Source organism: Cupriavidus sp. GW823-FHT07B10 (assembly GCF_058794355.1).
The window spans coordinates 271,146-291,785 of record NZ_JBXAGS010000005.1 but is presented as its reverse complement, the minus strand read 5'-3'; the positions used below and the strand labels follow the sequence as shown (position 1 = coordinate 291,785).

Genomic DNA, 20,640 nt, shown 5'->3' with positions numbered 1-20,640 from the left:
GACCGGGAAAAGCAACGTGCCTTCGCTTCTGGCGCTGCTGATCGGATTCACGTTCTCAATGGCCGTAAGTCGATAAGACCCGCACAAGAACGGAGTCCGCAAGACGGAAGAGGTTGGCAGCCATAGCGCTGCTGCGCCCTAGTGAAAACGAACGAACGCTACCGGACTGTCTACCGCCATTTGGGTTGGCTACCTTGACCGTCGCAGACGGGTCGACAAGAGACCTTCGTTCACCTTAGATAACGGGATGCCTCACGCTGGGTCAGTTCCTTGTCACCGGAATCGAGGTGGTCGCGGTCTGGGCGCTGTTCGACCGCTTCGGCGACGTGCAGGGCTGGCGCATCGGCGAAGTGGCGCTGTTCTACGGGCTGGTGAACTGCATGTTCGCCATCGCCGATGCCATCGGGCGCGGTTTCGACGTGCTGGGCAGACCTTTTTGCGTACCGGCGAATTCGACGGGTTTCGTTTTTCTCCTGGCGGCCATCGGCGCATGGCGTACCGGGCTGCGCCACTACACGTCGACTGGCAGCTAGCTGGTCACGGTCTGGGCCGATATTGAGCGTCAGCCTTCGCGGTGGCGCAGATTGACGACCGCGAGAGGGACTCCGCTGACATCTGACGGCCGGCGAACACCATGTCTGTGTGGCCGCCTTCGACCATGCACGTATTTGTCTGGAAGCGAACAGAGCATGTCTGACGAGGGCTAGTACCGTTGGGATCGGCGGGTGGGCTGCATGGCAAGCCCTGTCGCCGATGACGCGACGAGGCAAGGCTCAGGGCAGTTGCCTGCGTCATAAGGCGGGGCGGCGTGTGCCGTGGGCGCTACCGCTTCTGCGCAGCCATGGCGCGCTGGGGATGCCGTGTCAAATTTCTATGATCTTTCGGGGAAGGCAGCGCTGGTGACCGGCGGTGCAAAGGGGCTCGGCCGGGCGATCGTTGCGCAACTGATCGACAGTGGTGCGCGTGTGCATGCTTGGGATATCGTGCCGTTCCAGATGGAAGGTGCCAGCACTGAGGTCGTCGATGTCTCCGATGCCGGGCAGGTGGGGCTGGCGCTGGCGCGACTGGTCGATGCGGGATATCGCTTCGACATCCTGGTCAACGCTGCCGGCTACCTTGGCCCGATGCAGCCATTCGAGAATCACGAGGCTTCACAATGGCATCGCATCATCGCCGTGAATCTCCTGGGGACCATGTACGTCGTGCAGGCGATGTTGCCGCACATGTTGCGCTGGGGAGGCGGCCGTATCATCAATATGGGCTCGCTGGCCGGCAAGGAGGGGCTGGCCGGGCTGGCTGCATACTCCGCGGCCAGCGGCGGCGTGGTCGTTCTAACCAAAGCAATCGGCCGCGAACTGGTGAAGCGCAACATCTACGTTAATTGCGTGGCGCCCGGGCCCATGGATACCGACATGATTCACGGGCTCGGCAGCCACGAGGTGGCGGCCATGGTTGCTGATAGCCCGGCCGGGCGCCTGGGCGATCCGGCCGAGGCTGCGCACCTGGTAGCGTGGCTATGTTCGGACGCCAGCCGCTTTAATGCAGGCGCTGTCTTTGACATGTCCGGTGGGCGGGCGCGATTTTAAGGAAGTGCGGATCTTCGGTTGGCATGCCGTGAGATCGATTCGATAATCCGCTCCGACCCGGGCGTCTACGGCTTGATCTTCCGCGAATCGCAGCACGCGACACAGACGGCATTCGAGCCAAGCTTCGTGGCGCGAACGGCTGCCGTCTTACCCGGCTATGGGCATTCGGCGGGCGGCCTGACATAGTAGTTCCCCCGCAAAAACCGGGACCGCTGATTGGCGGTTCGCCAATCTCCATGGTTGGCATTGCGCTGCGCCGGGCTGATAATCACGACAGTGGTCTTGGGAGGATGCATAACGACGAGGGCTGAGGAGGGGGACAGCCAGGTCCTGGCTGGATGCGGCGTTTGCTGGCGCGTACCAGCGCGCCTGGGCCGCCCTTCAGGATCCCTCGCCATTGCTACCTGCCGCATCGCAACGACATATTGCCCGGACTCCGCTGCTGCGCCTGACTGGCACCCGCCGGCGGTCTTCCTGTCCCAGTTTTCCAGGAGCTAGCCATGAATGATCCACAGAAATCCCCGTTGACCATTGCCGAGGGTTGGCAGGCGCCACCGGACCGCACCGGCGTGACTGACGACGCCCGCGTCGAAGACATCATTCCGCTGCCTCCGCCTGAACACCTGATCCGTTTCTTCCCGATCCGGGGCACGCCGGTCGAATCCCTGGTCACCCAGACGCGCCAGCGAATCTCGCGCATTCTGCACGGCAAGGATGACCGGCTGCTTGTGATCATGGGACCTTGCTCGATCCACGACCCGCAGGCGGCACTCGAGTACGCACGGCGGTTGATGGAGCAGCGGCAGCGCTACGCCGGGTCGCTGGAGATCGTGATGCGTGTGTACTTCGAGAAGCCGCGTACCACGGTGGGCTGGAAAGGACTGATCAACGACCCCTACCTGGACGAAAGCTATCGCATCGATGAGGGCCTGCGCATCGCGCGCAGCCTGCTGGTTGATATCAATCGCCTCGGTTTGCCGGCGGCCGGTGAGTTCCTGGACGTGATCTCGCCCCAGTACATAGGTGACCTGATCTGCTGGGGCGCGATTGGTGCCCGCACCACCGAGAGCCAGGTGCACCGCGAGCTGGCTTCGGGCATTTCAGCACCGATTGGCTTCAAGAATGGCACTGACGGCAACATCAAGATTGCCATCGACGCTATCCAGGCCGCATCGCGTCCACATCACTTCCTGGGAGTGCACAAGAACGGGCAGGTGGCGACGGTGCATACCAAGGGCAACCCGGACTGCCACGTCATTCTCCGCGGCGGCAAGGCCCCGAACTACGATGCGGATTCCGTGGCGGCCGCCTGCAGGGAACTGGAAGCGGCCGGGCTCGGTAACTCGCTGATGGTGGATTGCAGCCATGCCAACAGCAGTAAGCAACACCTGCGGCAGGTCGATGTCGCGCGGGACGTGGCGCAACAGATCAGCGGCGGCAGTGACTCCATTTTCGGGGTGATGGTCGAGAGCCATCTGGTCCCCGGCGCGCAGAAGTTCACCCCGGGCGTGCACAGTCCGTCGGCGTTGTCATACGGACAGAGCATCACGGACGCCTGCATCGGATGGGACGACTCGGTGGCAGTGCTGGACATGCTTAGTGAGGCGGTCAACCTGCGCCGCAGGTTGGCTTTGTAGCCATAGGAAAAGACGTCAGGTCACTTCATGCCTCCAGTATTCGCATCAGAACCGGTGGCGAACGCCCATCACGGCACCCGCCTGGTTCTTGCCCGGCTGTACGTTGAAGACGGCCGACGTGCCGCTGCCGCTGTTGAAGCCGTTGACGCCCAGTGCCGAATTATCCTTGTTTAGCGCGTAGGAGACTGACGCGTAGAGGTCGGTGCGCTTGCTGAGCAAATAGTCGCCGGTCAGCACGAACTGCCACGGGTCAGACCCAGTCTGCCGGAAGTCCTGGTAGTAGGCCGTGCCAGTCAGGGAAAACGCCTGCGTCAGCTTGTAAGCCAGGCCCAGCCAGTAAAGGTTCGAGCCGGCATTGGCCTCCTGGGCGCCCGGCAGCATGGCCCCATCATAGGCCTTCGCCAGGCGGTAGCCCACATATACCTTGGCATCACTCACCGCATACGTGCCGGCCACGGAAACGCGTCGCAGGACCGGCGCCTGGTTTGAGGGCGTGCCGACGTGCGCATCGTCATAGGCCACGCCGAGCGCGAAGGGGCCGGAGGCATAGTTGACGAACGCGCCGAAATTGCGCCCGAATACGTTGCTGCCCGCCACTTCGCTGCCATTAGCCTGGAAGGAGTAGAAAGCCTGTGCGGTGAGTCTCCCGAACTTTCCGACATATTTGACGGCATTGTCTGCGCGCGCTCCAAATTCTGGAGCAATCGAGAGGATGCCGTAGCGGTCAGCAATCGCATTAGGATCGTAGATATTGCCGAATTCGCGCATGGCGGTCTGCTGCCGCCCGAACAGCAGTGAGCCATAGTGGCTATCCAGCCCCACATAGGCGCCGCGGCCGAACAGACGCCCGCCCTGGGCCGAATTGCCGGTATCGATGTCGAAGCCGCTTTCCAGATAAAAGACCGCCTTCAGCCCGCTGCCCAGATCCTCCACGCCACGCAGACCCCAACGCGAGCCAGACTGGTTCCCGGAAACCAGTCGCACGACACTGTCACCGTTGCGCCCAGCATTGTTGTTGAACTCGATACCAGCGTCGGCGATACCGAACAGCGTCACGCCGGACTGGGCAGACACGGCATTGGCTGCGACGGATGCGGCAACGACCGCAAGAATCTTTTTCATCTGACCTCTCATTTTGCTCATGGCAGACGTGCATGGCACTGCCATGCAGTGCCCGCAGATTAACCAACTACCGGCGGCCAATGCTTGCATACCCCGTCCATGCCGCGCGTAGCCACGGAACAAGCGTACATATCGACACAGGTCATTCCGCGGCACACGCACTTTGAAGCTGAATTGTATTGCTGTGTATCTGGATACGATGGACTATTGAGCGATGCTTTGTGCGAATGCCCACCGAATACGCTGTGATGGAAGGGAACGTGATCTGCGGCCTCACAAGAAGCTGTTGCGAAATCAGTTCATGCAGTGCTTTAGCCTGCTCCGGCAAATCAGTGAACAGGCAAGGGACAGGGAGGGTTCGAGGACATCGACATATCGTTCGTATCGAAGCTCTAGGCGTCTGAACGAGTGGAGCCAGTCGAGCGCTCCACGCTGATCCGCTATTCAGGAATTTGTAGCAAAAAGGCACCCCGTAGCCGGGGGACTAGCGGGGCGCTCAAGGCATTGCAGGCTGGATTGGAGCCTGCCTCCCGGAGTGTGCAGATGGGCACCCACACGCGATGTTCGCTTGCGCACGCATTGCGGACGAGTGATTGTATTTTCGTGATGTCGGAACAATCGTAAGCGCCGGCGGGCCGCTCGACCGCTCGAAGCTTATCGATGTCATGTCTAGGTACGGGCTGGTGCCGGCGCCACCACCACAATGAAAACTGGGCGTCGATTTTTCGGGAGACTCATCTGACTGCTCAGGGTCGACAAGAGGCCTTCGTTCACCCCGCAAGTCGCCATCCCAAAAAAAACGTGGCGAGCCTGGTAGCTCGCCACGTTTATACCCGGGCTTGTATCGCGGTCTGCAACCTCAATCCAGCGTAATTTTCCCCGCCTTAACAATCTCCCCGTAGCGCGTGGTATCGCGCTCGATCAGCTTGCGGAATTCTTCAGAAGTACCGCCCACCGGCACAAAACCGAGATCGGTCAGCTTCTTCGCGACCTCCGGGCTGCGCGTGGCCGCGGCGATTTCCCTGGCCATGCGGGCCACGATCGGTTGGGGCGTGCCGGCAGGCGCCATCAGCCCGGTCCAGGAACTCATCACGAAGCCGGGAAAACCTGCTTCTTCCATGGTCGGGATGTTGGGCTCGCCTGGCCAGCGCTTGGCGGAGGCCACGGCCAGCACATTGATCTTGCCCGATTTCACATGCGGCATCGGCACCAGCAGCGGGTCGAAGGCGACCGAGACTTCGCCGGACACCAGCGCGGGCAGGATCGGCGCGCTGCCGTTGTACGGCACGTGGGTCAGCTTGAGCTTCGATTCCATCGCCAGTCGCTCGCCCGTCAGGTGCGCGGAGCTGCCGACGCCGCTGGAACCAAAGGTCAGCGTGTCGGGGTGCTTCTTGCCGTAGTCGACCAGTTCGGCGACGGTCTTGACCGGCAGCTTCTTGCTGGAGAACAGGAACAGCGGCAGCTCGGCCATTTCCGCCACCGGCACCAGGTCCGTGGGCTTGTAGCTGAGCTTGGAATACAGCGACATGTTCGCGCTGTAGGCGGCAAGTACCGACACGAAGGTGTAGCCATCCGGCGCCGAGCGCGCGGCCACGCCGACGCCCAGGGTGCTGTTGGCGCCGGGCTTGTTTTCGATGATGATCGGCTGGCCCAGCCGCTGCGAGACTCTTTCGAACACGACGCGCGAGACGGTGTCGGTGGACCCGCCCGGTGTGTAAGGCACGATCACCTTGATCGGCTTGGCCGGCCACGCTTCGGCGGCGAGGGCAGTGGGGGCGGTGTGGGCGGCGGCCAGGCCGGCAATGGCCATGGCGGCGAAACGCGCGCTGCGCGCCACGCGGTGCTTGATGCTGGACTTCAACTACATCTCCTTCTTTGGCTTCTTCGACTATCCCCTGGCGGGGGTGCTGCGGCCGGATATTCCGGCCGGCCAATTATGCGGGACGCAGTTTCGAAGAACCGTGGCGGTACCGCCCAAATCGCGGGCGCGGGCCATCCACTGTGCGATAGCCGCACTGGGCGGACGGCTATCGGCGTCAGAATTCGTAGTTGATCGACAGGTCGAAGACCCCGTTGGTCGACTTGCGCGTGATCGGGCTGTCCGCCGCATCGCCGGCCAGTTGCGAGATCGCGATATCGCTGGTGGCAAACCAGTGCTTGTTGAAATACCACACCGCACTGACGCCGAAGCCGTAGGACTTGATGCCGCCGCGCGCATGGTAGGCGGGCCGTCCGGCGCGGGCCTGCGAGTCGCTGACGCCGTACCAGGCGTTCATATAGCGCGAGTCGGCCAGCGTCACGGTGGGGCCGGCAAACCAGAAGAATTTCTCGGAGCTGCCCGGCAGCGGCATATAGGCGCCGATATCGCCGACCCAGCCGTCGCTGCCGCCCAGGCTGCGGCGCGCGTCGATGCGCAGCACCAGCGGGAATTCCTTCGAGACCGCGTATTCAGCGAACAGCTTGCCTTCGGGCGCCGGGTTGATATTGCCCATGCCGTCCAGGTGCGGCGAGTCCTCCTTTGCGCGCCGCCCAAGGTTGTAGGACAGCGCGATCCCCGCGCGCCAGTTCTTGCCCCGCAGCAGGTTCACGCCCAGCCCTTCGCCGATCGAGGCAAAGGCCAGGTCGCGGTAGCGGATATCGATGCTGGGCCCGCCGATGAGGATGTATTCCGACGAGCCGTCGTAGCGCGGCCGCACCATGGCCGCGGCGCCGAGCCGGACTTGCCAGTCGGGGATGGTGTCTTCAAACAGCTTCTGTAACGGGATGCCGGCGGAGAACTGCCATTCCGCCAGCGGTGCCGGGGTCTGGGCGCTGGCCAGGCCCGGGGCCAGGACGGCGCCGGCGGCCAGCAGCAGGGCAATGCACGAGAACGGACGCTTGGGGTAGAGCTCGGTCACGGCAGCCTCCACGCCCGCCAGGCGGGCAGTCAGGTTGCGGGCACGAGGCCCGTGGGCGACATCTTTCCATTGGATGGCGGCCAGCGCAACCACCCGGGGCCTGAGCGGGCCTCAGTCCAGCAGCTTGTCCAGCGTAATCGGCAGGTCCCGTACGCGCCGGCGTCGATGGTGCCGACGTCGGCATTGACCGGCACGTGGTACTCGGCCAGGTTGGCATTGGCAACGCGCCCGGTGACGGGATCCAGCTCGGTCTTCTCATGCAGCGCCATGCCGATGCCCCAGATAATGCCGCCCTTGAGCTGGCTGTGCGCGGTCTTGCGGTTCAGCAGCCGGCCCACGCCGTAGCTGGCGACGATGCGGTGGACGCGGATCTCGCCCAGGTCGGGATCGACGTGGACCTCTGCAAAGACCGCGCCAAACGCGTGCATTGCGTATTGCTTCCGCTCCTTGCCGGGCCTGGCGCTGGCCCGCGCTTCAATCGCGTGGCCGCCTGCGCGGGTGATCGGCGCGGACACGGATTCGCGCTGCGTCGGATCGGATCGGCGTTGCAGCCAGCCGTCGCTGATCTCCACTTCTTTCGCCGGCACGCCCGACAGCGGCGAGGCAGCGGCTGAACCGAACTTGCCTCACCAGCCTGGGCCTCGGCCAGCATGCCCACCGCAGAGCAGATCTGGCCCGGCGTGCAGAAGCCGCACTGCAGCGCGTCGTGCGCGAGGAAGGCGGCCTGCATCGGATGCAGCGCGCCGCACTGGCCGCGGTCGCAGCCCTTCTTGGCGCCGGTCAGGTGGATCACTTCGCGCAGCGCGTCAAGCAGCGTGCAGCGGGGCTCCAGCTGCAGCGTGCAGGGCTTGCCGTTGATGTGCAGCGTGACAGGGCGGGCGGCGGTGCCGGGGGCAGGGCGGTGCTGCACTGGGCGGGGGCCTTGTCTTCGGACATTTGCGGGCCTTCTGTGGGAACTCCGGCACGGTTGGGGACGGTGCCTGGGATGCAGGAAGGCTGCAAGTTCAGTGCCGGGGATGGCCGTGGCGATGGGCCTGAGGAAAGCCAGGGGAAGCCATGGCTGGAAAGTCAAAACTCCACGGCGTTTGTAGAGATTACGCTGGCGCGTCCCATGCGCCGCCAAATAAAAAACGGCGCCCGAAGGCGCCGCCTGGTGATGCCGTCTGCCGTCAGGCTCAGCCCTTCAGCACACTCCCGATGGCCTTGGCCACGATCCCTACATTGCGCTCGTTCAGCCCGGCCACGCACATGCGGCCCGAGCGCAGCAGGTACACGCCATGCTGCTCGCGCAGGCGCTCGGCCTGGTCGGCGGTGAGGCCGGTGTAGGTGAACATGCCGCGCTGGGTCAGGTAGCGCGACAGGGCCTCGCCGCTGACATGGTCGCGCAGGTTGTGATGGATCGCCTCGCGCATGCGCGCGATGCGGCCGCACATCTGGGCCAGTTCTTCTTCCCACAGCTGGCGCAGCTCGGGCGTGGTCAGCACCTTGGACACCACGCGCGCGCCGTGCGTGGGCGGGTTGCTGTAGTTGGCGCGCACCGCGCCGGTCAGCTGGCCCAGCACGTTGGTGGCTTCGCCGGCGGTGTTGCAGAACACGCTCAGGCCGCCGCAGCGCTCGCCGTACAGCGAGAAGTTCTTCGAGAACGAGTTGGCCACCAGGCAGGGCACGTCCTGCGCCACCAGCTCGCGGATGGCGAAGGCGTCGTCTTCCAGGCCGGCGCCGAAGCCCTGGTAGGCCATGTCGACGAACGGCAGCAGCTGGTTGGCCTTGAGCAGCGCGATCAGCTGGCGCCACTGGTCCTGGTTCAGGTCCACGCCGGTCGGGTTGTGGCAGCAGGCGTGCAGCAGCACGATGCTGCCCGCGGGGATGGTACGCAGCGCGTCCATCATCGCGTCGAACTTCAGGCCGCCGGTGGCGTCGTCATAGTACGGGTAGGTATTGACGGTGAAGCCGGCGCGCTCGAACACCACGCGGTGGTTTTCCCAGCTGGGATCGCTGATCCACACCTGCGCCTGCGGGTAGTAGCGCTTGAGGAAATCGGCGCCCACGCGCAGCGCGCCCGAGCCGCCCAGCGTCTGCAGCGTGGCGATGCGGCCGGCGGCGCGCGCCGGCGAGTTTTCGCCGAACACCAGCGCCTGCACCGCGTTGCGGTAGGCCACCAGGCCCGACATCGGCAGGTAGGGGCGCGGGCCCATGTCGGCCAGCAGCGCGGCTTCGGCCTTGGCCACGGCCTGCATCACCGGCAGGCGGCCCTCGTCGTCAAAGTAGATGCCGATGCTCAGGTTGACCTTGTCGGTACGCGGGTCGCGCTGGAAGTCCTCGTTGAGCGAGAGGATCGGATCGCCGGGAAATGCCTCGATGTGTGCAAACATGGGATGCGATGGAATTGGGTCGGGGGGCAGCTGCCGCGGCGCAGGGGGCGTCGCGCAGCCTGAATTCTAACCGGCGGCGCCCGCAGTCTGCAGGCGCCGCCTTGCCGCTTCAGCGCAGTTGCTGGGCGGCGATGCCGCTTTGCAGCGCGGCGGCCGCGTTCTTCTGGCGCACCAGGTAGCTCACGCCGAGCACCACCAGCCACACCGGGATCAGGTAGACCGAGAGGCGCAGGCCAGGCGTCAGGTACATCACCACCAGGATGCCGGCCAGGAACACCAGGCACAGGTAGTTGGTGAGCGGATAGCCCCAGCTCTGGAACTTCGTGGCCTGGCCGGCGCGGCGCTTGTCGGCGCGGAACTTCAGGTGGATCAGGCTGATCATCGCCCAGTTGATGATGAGCGCCGACACCACCAGGCCCATCAGCATCTCAAAGGCCTTGCCGGGCATGAAGTAGTTGATCACCACGCAGGCCGCGGTGGCCACGGCCGAGAACGCCAGCGCGGTCAGCGGAATGCCGCGCTGGTTGACCTTGAGCAGCGCCTTGGGGGCGTTGCCCTGCTGCGCCAGACCGTACAGCATGCGGCTGTTGCAGTACACGCCGCTGTTGTAGACCGACAGCGCCGCGGTCAGCACCACCACGTTCAGCACATTGGCCACCCAGTTGCTGTTCAGCGCGTGGAAGATCAGCACGAACGGGCTGCCGCCGGTGACCACGTTCTCCCACGGGTACAGCGACAGCAGCACTGCCAGCGCGCCCACGTAGAAGATCAGGATGCGGTAGATCACCTGGTTGGTGGCCTTGGGGATGGTCTTCTCGGGAGAATCCGCCTCGGCCGCGGTGATGCCCACCAGCTCCAGCCCGCCGAACGAGAACATGATCACGGCCATGGCCATTACCAGGCCGCCCATGCCGTTGGGGAAGAAGCCTCCGTGCTGCCACAGGTTGGCCACGCTCGCTTGCGGGCCGGCATTGCCGGACAGCAGCAGGTAGCCGCCGAAGCCGATCATGCCGATGATGGCCGCGACCTTGATGATCGAGAACCAGAACTCCATCTCGCCGAAGGACTTCACGCTCGACAGGTTGATCAGGTTGATGATCACGAAGAAGGCCAGCGCCGAGACCCAGGTCGGGATCTCGGGCCACCAGTACTGCACGTAGATGCCAACGGCCGAAAGCTCGGCCATGCTCACCAGGATGTACAGCACCCAGTAGTTCCAGCCCGACAGGAAGCCGGCGAAGTGGCCGCAGTATTTGTCGGCGAAGTAGCTGAACGAGCCGGCGACGGGCTCGTCCACAACCATCTCGCCCAGCTGGCGCATGATGAAGAACGCCACGATGCCGGCGATCGCGTAGCCCAGCAGGACCGAGGGCCCCGCCATCTTGATGGTCTGGGCGATGCCCAGGAAAAGGCCGGTGCCGATGGCGCCACCCAGCGCGATCAGCTGGATATGCCGGTTCTTCAGGCCGCGCTTGAGCGTGCCGTCATTGCTGCTTGCATGCATTCAGTTGTTTCCTCTACCCATTCTCATGGAATGCGGGCCCGCGCCTCTGGCTATTGTCGAGTCGGACGCTTGGGCCTGGGGGACGTCACCGCCCGCGCGGCAGGGTCACTGCCGCGAAGGAGGTGTGCGCGTTTCCGGAACCGGCCGGAGCCGGTCAGGGAAGATCGATGCCGGTCAGGCCTCGACCTTGAGCGTGCCGCGTTCGATCTGGTCGCGTTCCAGCGACTCGAACAGGGCCTTGAAGTTGCCTTCGCCGAAGCCTTCGTCGCCGCGGCGCTGGATGAACTCGAAGAACACCGGGCCGAGCGCGGTCTTGGAGAAGATCTGCAGCAGCAGGCGGGGCTTGCCGCCTTCGGTGGTGCCGTCCAGCAGGATGCCGCGCGACTTCAGTTGCTCCACAGGCTGGCCGTGGCCGGGCAGGCGCGTGTCCAGTGCTTCATAGTAGTAGTCGTTCGGCGCAGTCATCAGCGGCACGCCTGCCAGTTGCAGGCGGTCGATGACCTCGATCAGGTTGTCGGTCAGGAAGGCGATGTGCTGGATGCCCTCGCCGTTGAAGGCCATCAGGAACTCTTCGATCTGGCCGGCGCCCTTGGACGATTCCTCGTTCAGCGGGATGCGGATTTTGCCATCCGGCGCGGTCATGGCCTTGGAGGTCAGGCCGGTGTACTCACCCTGGATGTCGAAGTAACGGATTTCGCGGAAGTTGAACAGTTTTTCGTAGAAATTGGCCCAGTAAGCCATACGGCCACGGTAGACGTTGTGAGTCAGGTGGTCGATCAGCTTGAGGCCGTGGCCGACCGGGTGGCGGTCGACGCCTTCGATGAATTCGAAGTCGATGTCATAGATCGACTTGCCTTCCTCGAAACGGTCGATCAGGTACAGCGGCGCGCCGCCGATGCCCTTGATCGCGGGCAGGCGCAGCTCCATCGGGCCGGTCGGGATCTCGACCGGCTGGGCGCCCAGCTCCAGTGCACGGGCGTAGGCCTTGTGCGAATCCTTGACGCGAAAAGCCATGCCGCAGGCGCTCGGGCCGTGCTCGGCGGCAAAGTAGGCGGCGTGGCTGTGCGGCTCGCGGTTGACAATGAAGTTCACTTCGCCCTGGCGGTACAGCACCACGTCCTTCGAGCGGTGCTTTGCCACCAGCGTGAAGCCCATCTGCTCGAACAGGGGCTCAAGCACGTTTGGGGTGGGCGAGGCGAATTCCACGAATTCGAAGCCCATCAGCTGCATCGGGTTGTCAAACAGGTCGGCCATGGCTTTCTCACTAAAGGGGCGGGAAATAATATTGTGGCTGCGGCACTTGGCAACGAGGTCGCGCCGGAGTCAGTCGGCTCAGCGGAAACCTGTTGCAGGACAGGCCTGTAGTGCGCTTGCTTGGGATGCAGTGTATATTCCTGACGGCAAAATTGGATTTCGTAAAACAGGCAGGGAAACCCTAGATTATGAAATTCGATTGCGTGAATCTCTGATGTGAGGAAATCAAAGTGCAATCGATCGAGCTGGACCGTACCGATCGCCGCTTGCTGGGGGTTTTGCAGGAGCAGGGGCGGGCCTCCAACCTGGAGCTGGCAGAGGCCATCGCGCTGTCGCCGGCGCAGACTTTGCGGCGCCACCGCCGCCTGGAAGAGGCCGGGCTGGTCAAACGCTATGAGGCGCGGCTGGACGCGGCGGCGCTGGGCTTTGGCGTGGTGGCCTTTATCCATGTGACGATGGAGCGCGGGCATATCCGCGACCTGTCCAACTTCAAGCGCCTGGTGGCGGAACTGGCGCAGATCCAGGAATGCTTCTCGGTGACCGGGGATATCGACTACGTGCTCAAGGTGGTCGCAAAGGACCTGAAGTCGCTGTCTGACTTCCTGCTCGATACGCTGATGCGTATCCCGGGTGTCAGCGGCGTGAAGTCCAGCGTGTGCCTGGACGAGATCAAGTGCACCAGCGCGGTGCCGCTGGAGGCCTGAACCCGAAGGGAAGGCTGCTGCCGGGCCGCAGGGCTAGGCGTGGTCGACGCCGCGTGGTTATTCCACGCAAGGAGGCCGCAACAACGCCCTGCGGCCCGGCTGCAGCCTTCGCGCCCCTTTTTCATTCTGAAACGGGTTCTTAATCTTCCGGCTGGTCGAGGCGGTCGCACTGTACGTTCATTGCCCGGCACACCGCGCACCATGATGGCCGCGAGCCGGGCTTGACGCCGCAGTGGGCGGCCTCGTCACGCGTGCCGGCCTGGCTGTCGGGCGCGCTGACCCGCACTGGCACGGCTATCTCGCGCACCCGGTGGCCACTGGCGCAGGCTTGTGCCACCGCCGCATCCAGCGCCTGCAGGCCAACCGGCTTGACGATCACGGCATTCATGCCCGCCGCCAGCGCCGCGGCATGGTCCACCGCGACGGCGCTTGCGGTGCAACCGATCACCGGCACGCTGCCGCGCGCATCCTTGCGTGCGCGCACCGCCCGTGCGAATGCCATGCCGTCCATGACCGGCATGGCGCAGTCGCACAAGATCACGTCGAAGCTGGACCGGTCCAGCATGGCCAGCCCTTCGCGACCATCACAGGCGGTGCTCACGCGGTGGCCCAGGTGCTCCAGCTGGCGCTGCAGCAGCAGCCGGTTGGGCGCATGGTCGTCGATCACCAGGACGTTGACCCGGCGCCGTGCGCAGCCCGCCATGGGCGGCGGCACCGGCTCGGGCAGTTCCGTGGCGACGGCAAGCGCCAACGGCAGCGTCACCATGACGCGCGTGCCCTGGCCCGGCTGGCTGGACAGCGAGATCTGGCCTCCCATCGCGCTGGCCAGGCGCTGGCAGATTGCCAGCCCCAGCCCGGTGCCGCCGGCATGGGGCCGGGTGCGGTCATGCACCTGTTCGAAGGGTTCGAACATGCGCGCCTGCGCGCCGGCGGGTATCCCGATGCCGGTGTCGGAGACGGTCAGCATGACCTGCTGCACGCCGTCGCGAGGCGCCAGGGCGTCAAGCCTGACGTGGATCGTGCCGCTGTCGGTGAAGCGCACCGCGTTGGACACCAGGTTGGCCAGGATCTGACGGAAACGCAGCGCATCGACCTGGTGCAGCGGCGCAACGGCGACGCCGATGCCGCTGGTCAGCGGCAGGCCCTTCTGTGCCGCCACCGGCCCGAAGATCAGCAGCGTGTCCTTGACCAGCCCGGGCAGCGAAGCGGGTGCCGGGTGGATGCTGAACTTGCCGGCCTCCATCTTGGACAGGTCCAGGATGTCGTCGATCAGCGCCAGCAGGCCCACTGCCGACTTATGCGCCGTGACCAGCTGCAGGCGTTCCTGCTCGGCCAGCTGGCAGCGCGCCAGGGTCAGCTCCAGCATGCCGGTGATGGCGTTCATCGGGGTGCGGATCTCATGGCTGACCGAGGCCAGGAAGGTGGACTTGGCGCGGTTGGCGGCCTCGGCTTCTGTCTTGGCCTGCGCCAGCTCGGCCAGCATGTCGTGGCGTTCGGTCAGGTCGACGCAGCCGCCGGCCAGGCCCTTGACGGTGCCATCGGCGCCGCGCAGCGGTGTCAGCCAGTTCAGCACGTGGTGGGTGCGCCCGCCCAGGCGCAGGCAGCGGTCCTTGTGCAGCGGGATGCCGTCCTTGATCACCTTGCGGTAGTCGCGCTCCACCTCGGCCATGTCGATGGCGATGGGATGCACCTGGACCGATGTGTCCAGCGGCTGCCCGCGCAAGGTGTCGCGCGTGGCGCCGACCAGTTCTTCATAGCTGCGGTTGCAGGTGATGAGCCGCAGCGAGGCATCGCGCAGGTAGACAGGCTGGGGAATGCCGTCGAGCAGCGCCGACTGGATCGCGATATTGTCCTTCAGCGCAATCTCCGCGGCGCGGCGCCGGCGCACCTCGCGATACAGCACGAAGATCCATGCCAGCAGGCATGGCGTCAGCAGGCAGAGCAGCCCGGTCGTCCACCCCAGCACCTGCCAGTGCGCCTGTGGCGCTGCTTGTGGTGGCGGGGCTGGTTGCAGGGCCGGTGCCTCGGGCAAGGCGACTGGCGTGCCGGCCGGGGATGGCGCTGGCGCGGGATCTGCCGTCCGCTGGGCAACGGCGCAGGCCAATACGCTGACGAACAACGCGGCACTTGCCAGCCGCCAGGCGCGCGTGAAGCGGTGCGGGCAAGCGGTGGCCGATGGAGATTCGTTATGGATGGGCTGATGAATGGACAAGCGGGGCGGCAAAATTCAGTGAAACATGGCAGCGGCCGCCGCGCGGTTGGCGTAGCGGTGGCTGGATAGTTTTCACTCTATGGGCTCAGCCTCGATATCTCATTAGGACGAATCTGAGATTGGGGGTGAAATTTCCGGATCACGCGCTGTTGATGCCTTTCACGTCACATATCGAGGACAAATGCCGGGCAGCATCTCACGGGGCCAACGCCGGCATCAGCCAGGCACGCACGCGCCAGCGTCGAGAAACCCGATGGCGGCAGGCAGGTCCAAAACAAAACCTTCCGGTACCCCCTGCCATGGTCCGGCGACGTGGTTTTTCACCCGTGGCGGCAGCGTTATGATTGGATTGCGCAACTGCCATGGTCCGCATTGCGCCAGGCCTGCAAAACCAGCCGGGTTTTCGGAAGAAGCAAGCCCGCGCTCGGAAATTTCCGGTGCCCTCCGGCACAAATGCTGAGCAAAATGATGTGCATGGGCGCCCGGACATCAGGGCGCCTGTTATGGAGTTCAAGTTTTGACCACAATCCTGATCGTCGACGACCACCCGCCCGTGCGGGTGGTGCTAAAGACGCACTTTTCCCAGGTGCTGGGCATCACCCATGTGCTTGAGGCCGACAATGGCCAGGCCGCCATCGAGATCGTGCGGCAGTACACCCCCGACGTGGTGATCCTGGACCTGGACATCCCGAAGATCAACGGGCTGGACGTGATCCCCCGCCTCAAGGCCTGCCACCCCGCCGTGCGCATCCTGGTCATTTCCGGCCAGGACCAGAACACGTTTGCCCCGCGCGCGCGCCAGGCCGGCGCGCATGGTTTTGTCAGCAAGACCCAGGAACTGGCCGAGATCGTGCGCTGCACCGAGTCCGTGCTGGCCGGCTATACGGTGATGCCCGAAACCGACCGCGGCAACAACGCCGGCCACGCCGACGAAGCCGCGCGCCTGGCCAGTCTTTCCGACAAGGAACTGGTGGTCATGCAGATGCTTGCCAAGGGCATGTCGAACAAGGAAATCGGCGAAACCCTGTTTATTTCCAACAAGACGGTCAGCACCCACAAGACCCGGGCCATGGAAAAACTCGGGGCAAAATCGATTGTCGATGTCATCGACTTTGCGCGGCGCCACCATATCGCGATCGGCTAGCATGCTGCCCGTGATTCGACTCGCATTGAGAAGCGGCGCATGACCGGCGCGTTGCTGCTTGCCACGCCCGGCGACACGCGCTGGGTCGCCGGGGTTGCCCCGATCCTGCGCGATCTCGGCTTTGATGTGCACACCGACACGCCCGCGCCGGACGCCGCCGCAGACATCGGCCTGGTGATAGCCGGCGCCGCCACCGAGATCCCTGACAGCCTGTTGCGCGCCTGGCGTGCCACCGGCCCGGTCTGCGCCGTGGTGCTGCCGGCCGACGCGGTGCCGGTGCCCGGCGCGGACGAAGGTGTGATCGCCTGCCTGCGCGAGCCGGTGACCGAAGCGGCCATCGTCGCCATGCTGGCCCGCCAGCGCTACCTGGCGCTGTCCCCCCGCGAGGCCGCGGGAATCGGGCCAGCCATCGCGTCGCAGACCTTCGGCAACCGCGCCTCTGCCGCTGAGCTGGTGCACGCCCTGGTCACCTCGGCGCAGGCCGACCTGGCGCAGTTGCGCGCCGCTGACGGTGCGCTGGACACCGTGCGCAGCGTCGCCCACCGGCTCAAGGCATCTGCCCACTACGTCGGCTGCCATGCCTTGCGTGCTCTTGCCCAGCGCCTGGAGCATGCCGCCAGCGACGGCGATGCCGCCAACGCCGCTGCGCTGGCCGCGATCGTGGCGCCGACGGTGGCGCGGCTGCTCGCCCTGCTGGCGGCGCTGCCATCGGAAAAATAAGATGGCGGCGGTCGCCGGCAGCTCCGGTGCGGGAATACACCGGATTGGCCCGGTGCGGTCGGTTGATTATGCTCGGATATATCAGGGCGCCGATTTTCAATATTCTGGAACTAATGACGCCGATTAATGCGGTGCGTTTTTATATGACGGCGCGGACGCCGGATTTTGATATTCGGCAGGACGGTTAGTTTGACGATATTTTCCGGGAGCGGGCATGGGTCAGATCATGGCGTCAATGCCGGAGTCGGCGTTTTATTTCCATCTGGCGGCGGTGACCATGCTGCTGCTGGGGCTGGCGCTGTATCGCGCGGTGTCGCACGTGATGGCGACCCCGGACGGGCGCAAGGCCCGCGCGCAGCGCCTGGCACTGGTGACCGCGGGGCGGCTGCTGGCGCTCGGCGGTATCTGGACCGCCATCGCCTATGGCCACGGCGCCTGGGAGCGCGCCGGCGCGCATAACTGCCGGCACCTGCCGTCGTTGGATGCCGCCGCGCGCTACGCAGCGGAATACTGCTATCTGGGTCGGGAGCGGGTGTTGCTGCGCATCTACGGCGTGGAGCGCGACCGCGTGCTGGCCCAGCGCACCTTCAACAGCAGCGGGCCGGTGCGGCTCAGCTGGGACGGCCAGGCCGTGGTCTTCGATGCCGCGGCGCCTGGCAAGGCAGGGCGCCTGGCGCTGCCGCCCACGCTGGGCGACCGGTTGCTGGCGCGGCTGCCCTGATCCAGCGCTCTACAACTAGTCTGCGTGCATGCGCGCCAGCAAGGCGTCCAGCCCCGCCGGGGCCGGCAGGCGCGCGATCAGCCAGCGCACCGCTTCGGACAAGCCCTGGCCGTCGTAGTCCGGCGCGAAGCTGTGCAGCGTGGCGCCGTGCAGGAAACAGCGCAGCGCCAGCCATTCCGGCTCCGGCGGCGCGTCCGGCGGCTGGCCGAACAGCATCTGCGGCACAGCCTCCAGCGGCGCGCGCACGGCGGTGGCCAGGCGCGCGTCGCCACGCGTTGCCATCCACACCTCCAGTATGGCGAGCGAGGTATGCCGCTGTGGGCGGGTCGCCAGGATATGCAGCATCAGGTGCAGGCACAGCGAGGGGCTGAGCGGGCCCAGCGCGGCCAGGCGCGCCGCCTCGCGCTCCAGCAGCCAGGTGAGCATGGCTGGCAGCAGGTCATAGCGGCCTTCGGGGAAATGGTGCCGCAGCGAGCCGCGGCTGCTGCCGGCCAGTTCGCACACGCGCGCTTCTGAAAAGGCCGCATAGCCTTGCTCGACGAGCAAGGTCACGGCGGCGTCGATCAGGGACTGGCGGGTGCTGGCGCTGCGTTCGGCTTGGGTGGACATCTGTCGGATTGTAGCAATGGCTGCCAGAGCGCAGCCTGGCGCGCGGGCAGGGTGGGCTTGCCTTGATCCGCGTCGATGAGGGCGGTACCAGGGCGGCCAGCATGCGGCGCGGCACAATCCGTTCGGGTACTTCCACCCGGCGCTGAGCGGCGTCAGTGGGGCGCCGCCGCCGGGATGTCGGCGCTGCAGCTGGGCGTCGCTTCGTCGTGCGAATGCGGCGCCAGCGCGCCCGGTATGCGCTGGCTGTCAAGCCCCTTGCCTTGCAGCCATTGCGCGGTGGTGGCCGCGGCGCGGTCGATCAGCTCGCCGCATTTGGAGTAGTCGTAGGGCGAGATGTCGAGCGGGCACAGCGGCGGCACCACGCTGATCTGCGCGCGGTCGGCGAAGTGCTGCAGGTCGTGCACGAGCTGGCGCGCCACCAGCAGCGAGAGCGCATTGAACGCATGCTCCAGCGCGCCGCGCGGCGGGCGGCGCTCCGCACAGGTAAAGCCCGCGGGCAGCACGATCACGTGCGTGGCACCAAGTGCGATCGCGGTGGATACCGGGGTGTTGTTGGCCACGCCGCCATCGATCAGCGTGCGGCCCTCGAACTGCACCGGCGGGAACACGCCGGGGATGGCCGCGCTGGCCAGCACCGCGTCGACTATGCTGCCGCTGGACAGCAAGACTTCGTCGCCGCTGTGCATGTCGGTGGCCACCACGTGCAGCTGCAGTTCCGCTGCTTCCAGCCGCAGCGTGCCGAAGTGCTGCGCCAGCAGTCGGCGCAGCCCGGCCGCCTCCACCAGGTGGCCGCGGTTGCCGCCGAACATGCTCCAGACGCTGCGCCAGCTCCACGGCAGGATGTCCGAGCGCCGGATGCCGCGCCACAGCGCGTCAAGCCGGCCGGCGCCGGCCACGCCCGGATTGCAGGCAAAGTAGGCGCCGTTGATGGCGCCGGCCGAGGCGCCGATCACGATATCGGGCATCACGCCCCATGCCGCCAGTTCGCGCAGCATGCCGACCTGGATCGCACCCAGGCTGCCGCCGCCCGCAAATACGAAGGCTGTCTTGTCCATGGCTGCGCCGGTCTCCCTGTCCAGTTTGCGGTCCTGAGCAAAGGATAGGTGACATCCGGGCCATCGGGCAGGTCGGACGGCAAGCCGTCTGCCGCGCTGGGGTCTGAGCCTGTGGCTCGCCTTCGCGAGGTAATAACGCAATTAACCGCCAGCAATATCCTCCAACCACCAATGCTGGCTAACAGCAGGGTGGTCGGTACCGTCAGCCATGACGCAGGCGCGGTGTCAGTCGAGAAACTCGTCGACAGGGATGCCGAGTTGGCCGGCCATGTGTTCGACCAGGCTTTGCAGCTTCGCCACCTTCTCGGTCAGGGCCTGCTGTTCGGCGCGCAGCTGTTCGAGTTCGCCCGGCGCGGCGGTGGCGCCGCCGGTGGTGCGGTCGGCATCGTCGGCGTCCGCCGCGGCGCTCACTTCGCCGCTCAGCAGGTGCATCCAGCGATTTTCGCGTGCGCCCGGCGCGCGCGGCAGCCGGACGACAAAGGGCGGCGCATGGCTGGCCAGTTCGTCAAGGAAGGCCTCGACCGACGAGATATCGGCAAAGCCGTGCAGGCGCGCGGTGTTCAGGCGCAGCTCCGCCGCGGTCTGCGGGCCGCGCAGCAGCAGCATGGCCAGCAGTGCGACGGACTGGCTGGGCACGGCCAGCACGCGCTGCATATTGTGCTCGAAGCGCGGCACGCGGCTGCTGCTGCCTTCAAAGACCAGGCTCAGGCCCTTGAGGCCATCGATGGCTTCAAGGATATCGGCCTCGCTGACGTTCATCACCGGGGCGCGGGCGGTCTTCTGGTTGCAGCCCGAGGCCAGCGCATTGAGCGACAGCGGGTAGGTATCGGGCACGGTGTGCTGTTTTTCGACCAGCACGCCGAGCACGCGGCCTTCGACGGGCGTCAGGGGGCGCAATGCCGGACGGGCGGGGCGGTCGCCAGCCTGGCTGGCGTCGGAATCATGGTTGGATTGCATCAAGACTGGTTTTTTGCTGAAGGTGACGGCGAATGCCGACACGCCGAGGCGCTCATTCAATCCCAAGCCAGCGCAATCCGCAACTGCGCCGTGCGATTCTCGCATTCTGCGCGCAGCCGTCTACTATCGATAGGCCGCGCGCAGCC

Annotated in this window: 16 protein-coding genes and 4 pseudogenes; 7 read left to right on the top strand and 13 right to left on the bottom strand. The window is 65.5% G+C overall.

All coding sequences use genetic code 11. From position 1 onward, the window contains the following. Positions 1-251: 251 nt before the first annotated feature. The 3 genes and pseudogenes from AC1Q6V_RS13695 to AC1Q6V_RS13685 form a co-directional block, all read left to right on the top strand. Positions 252-541, top strand: a pseudogene (locus AC1Q6V_RS13695) (hypothetical protein); the annotation flags it as partial. A 319-nt stretch (positions 542-860) separates the two neighbouring features. Continuing rightward, the gene (locus AC1Q6V_RS13690; RefSeq protein ID WP_037025498.1) at positions 861-1,586 is read left to right on the top strand and encodes an SDR family NAD(P)-dependent oxidoreductase; all 726 of its coding nucleotides are present in this window, start codon (positions 861-863) and stop codon (positions 1,584-1,586) included. Between the two features lie 500 nt (positions 1,587-2,086). Then, the gene (locus tag AC1Q6V_RS13685; protein WP_011616998.1) at positions 2,087-3,223 is read left to right on the top strand and encodes a 3-deoxy-7-phosphoheptulonate synthase; all 1,137 of its coding nucleotides are present in this window, start codon (positions 2,087-2,089) and stop codon (positions 3,221-3,223) included. A gap of 45 nt (positions 3,224-3,268) precedes the next feature. Here the strand turns inward: AC1Q6V_RS13685 and AC1Q6V_RS13680 are convergent, their stop codons facing one another. From AC1Q6V_RS13680 to hppD, 9 genes and pseudogenes are all read right to left on the bottom strand, one after another. Beyond that, positions 3,269-4,345, bottom strand: coding sequence for a porin (locus tag AC1Q6V_RS13680; RefSeq protein ID WP_010812420.1), 1,077 nt, complete (start codon positions 4,343-4,345; stop codon positions 3,269-3,271). A gap of 294 nt (positions 4,346-4,639) precedes the next feature. Next, positions 4,640-4,764: pseudogene (locus tag AC1Q6V_RS13675) on the bottom strand (IS5/IS1182 family transposase); the annotation flags it as partial. 440 nt (positions 4,765-5,204) lie between these two features. Then, entirely contained in the window at positions 5,205-6,206 is a 1,002-nt protein-coding gene (locus tag AC1Q6V_RS13670) for a Bug family tripartite tricarboxylate transporter substrate binding protein (RefSeq protein ID WP_010812421.1), read from the bottom strand. Between the two features lie 175 nt (positions 6,207-6,381). Further along, entirely contained in the window at positions 6,382-7,242 is an 861-nt protein-coding gene (locus tag AC1Q6V_RS13665) for a MipA/OmpV family protein (RefSeq protein ID WP_010812422.1), read from the bottom strand. Between the two features lie 111 nt (positions 7,243-7,353). After that, positions 7,354-7,847, bottom strand: a pseudogene (locus AC1Q6V_RS13660) (molybdopterin cofactor-binding domain-containing protein); the annotation flags it as partial. 77 nt (positions 7,848-7,924) lie between these two features. Beyond that, positions 7,925-7,972: pseudogene (locus AC1Q6V_RS13655) on the bottom strand (hypothetical protein); the annotation flags it as partial. 445 nt (positions 7,973-8,417) lie between these two features. Then, positions 8,418-9,614: an amino acid aminotransferase gene (locus AC1Q6V_RS13650; protein ID WP_010812425.1), complete on the bottom strand. Its 1,197-nt coding sequence runs from the start codon at positions 9,612-9,614 to the stop codon at positions 8,418-8,420. Positions 9,615-9,723: 109 nt separating this feature from the next. Continuing rightward, positions 9,724-11,118 carry an amino acid permease gene (locus AC1Q6V_RS13645; protein ID WP_010812426.1) on the bottom strand — a complete coding sequence of 465 codons (1,395 nt, stop codon included), beginning with the start codon at positions 11,116-11,118 and terminating at the stop codon, positions 9,724-9,726. A gap of 174 nt (positions 11,119-11,292) precedes the next feature. Continuing rightward, the gene (hppD, locus tag AC1Q6V_RS13640) at positions 11,293-12,372 is read right to left on the bottom strand and encodes a 4-hydroxyphenylpyruvate dioxygenase (RefSeq protein ID WP_010812427.1); all 1,080 of its coding nucleotides are present in this window, start codon (positions 12,370-12,372) and stop codon (positions 11,293-11,295) included. Positions 12,373-12,602: 230 nt separating this feature from the next. Between hppD and AC1Q6V_RS13635 the strand changes: the two genes are divergently transcribed. Continuing rightward, the gene (locus AC1Q6V_RS13635) at positions 12,603-13,076 is read left to right on the top strand and encodes an Lrp/AsnC family transcriptional regulator (protein ID WP_010812428.1); all 474 of its coding nucleotides are present in this window, start codon (positions 12,603-12,605) and stop codon (positions 13,074-13,076) included. Between the two features lie 139 nt (positions 13,077-13,215). On the opposite strand, the gene AC1Q6V_RS13630 is transcribed toward AC1Q6V_RS13635, so the two are convergent. Continuing rightward, a complete protein-coding gene (locus AC1Q6V_RS13630; RefSeq protein WP_058697018.1) occupies positions 13,216-15,042 on the bottom strand; it encodes a PAS domain-containing sensor histidine kinase in 1,827 nt (608 codons plus the stop codon). Positions 15,043-15,805: 763 nt separating this feature from the next. Here AC1Q6V_RS13630 and AC1Q6V_RS13625 point away from each other — a divergent pair. The 3 genes from AC1Q6V_RS13625 (at position 15,806) to AC1Q6V_RS13615 (ending at position 17,873) form a co-directional block, all read left to right on the top strand. Continuing rightward, the gene (locus AC1Q6V_RS13625; RefSeq protein ID WP_010812430.1) at positions 15,806-16,432 is read left to right on the top strand and encodes a response regulator transcription factor; all 627 of its coding nucleotides are present in this window, start codon (positions 15,806-15,808) and stop codon (positions 16,430-16,432) included. A 39-nt stretch (positions 16,433-16,471) separates the two neighbouring features. Continuing rightward, complete coding sequence (locus tag AC1Q6V_RS13620) at positions 16,472-17,152, top strand: Hpt domain-containing protein (protein WP_454750191.1); 681 nt, start codon at positions 16,472-16,474, stop codon at positions 17,150-17,152. A gap of 214 nt (positions 17,153-17,366) precedes the next feature. Further along, positions 17,367-17,873, top strand: a complete 507-nt coding sequence (locus AC1Q6V_RS13615; RefSeq protein WP_010812432.1) for a hypothetical protein — start codon at positions 17,367-17,369, stop codon at positions 17,871-17,873. Between the two features lie 15 nt (positions 17,874-17,888). Here the strand turns inward: AC1Q6V_RS13615 and AC1Q6V_RS13610 are convergent, their stop codons facing one another. The 3 genes from AC1Q6V_RS13610 to AC1Q6V_RS13600 all read right to left on the bottom strand — a co-directional run bounded on the left by AC1Q6V_RS13610 (position 17,889) and on the right by AC1Q6V_RS13600 (position 20,494). Further along, a complete protein-coding gene (locus tag AC1Q6V_RS13610; RefSeq protein ID WP_010812433.1) occupies positions 17,889-18,482 on the bottom strand; it encodes a TetR/AcrR family transcriptional regulator in 594 nt (197 codons plus the stop codon). A gap of 152 nt (positions 18,483-18,634) precedes the next feature. Continuing rightward, entirely contained in the window at positions 18,635-19,537 is a 903-nt protein-coding gene (locus AC1Q6V_RS13605) for a patatin-like phospholipase family protein (protein WP_010812434.1), read from the bottom strand. A 225-nt stretch (positions 19,538-19,762) separates the two neighbouring features. Next, the gene (locus AC1Q6V_RS13600; protein WP_010812435.1) at positions 19,763-20,494 is read right to left on the bottom strand and encodes a YceH family protein; all 732 of its coding nucleotides are present in this window, start codon (positions 20,492-20,494) and stop codon (positions 19,763-19,765) included. Positions 20,495-20,640 lie beyond the last annotated feature (146 nt).

Coding starts and splice junctions, on each gene's coding strand:
- AC1Q6V_RS13685 (WP_011616998.1), top strand. CDS start 2,087: ATGAATGATCCACAGAAATCCCCGTTGACCATTGCCGAGGGTTGGCAG.
- AC1Q6V_RS13680 (WP_010812420.1), bottom strand. CDS start 4,345: ATGAAAAAGATTCTTGCGGTCGTTGCCGCATCCGTCGCAGCCAATGCC.
- AC1Q6V_RS13650 (WP_010812425.1), bottom strand. CDS start 9,614: ATGTTTGCACACATCGAGGCATTTCCCGGCGATCCGATCCTCTCGCTC.
- AC1Q6V_RS13645 (WP_010812426.1), bottom strand. CDS start 11,118: ATGCATGCAAGCAGCAATGACGGCACGCTCAAGCGCGGCCTGAAGAAC.
- hppD (WP_010812427.1), bottom strand. CDS start 12,372: ATGGCCGACCTGTTTGACAACCCGATGCAGCTGATGGGCTTCGAATTC.
- AC1Q6V_RS13620 (WP_454750191.1), top strand. CDS start 16,472: ATGACCGGCGCGTTGCTGCTTGCCACGCCCGGCGACACGCGCTGGGTC.
- AC1Q6V_RS13615 (WP_010812432.1), top strand. CDS start 17,367: ATGGGTCAGATCATGGCGTCAATGCCGGAGTCGGCGTTTTATTTCCAT.
- AC1Q6V_RS13610 (WP_010812433.1), bottom strand. CDS start 18,482: ATGTCCACCCAAGCCGAACGCAGCGCCAGCACCCGCCAGTCCCTGATC.
- AC1Q6V_RS13605 (WP_010812434.1), bottom strand. CDS start 19,537: ATGGACAAGACAGCCTTCGTATTTGCGGGCGGCGGCAGCCTGGGTGCG.
- AC1Q6V_RS13600 (WP_010812435.1), bottom strand. CDS start 20,494: ATGCAATCCAACCATGATTCCGACGCCAGCCAGGCTGGCGACCGCCCC.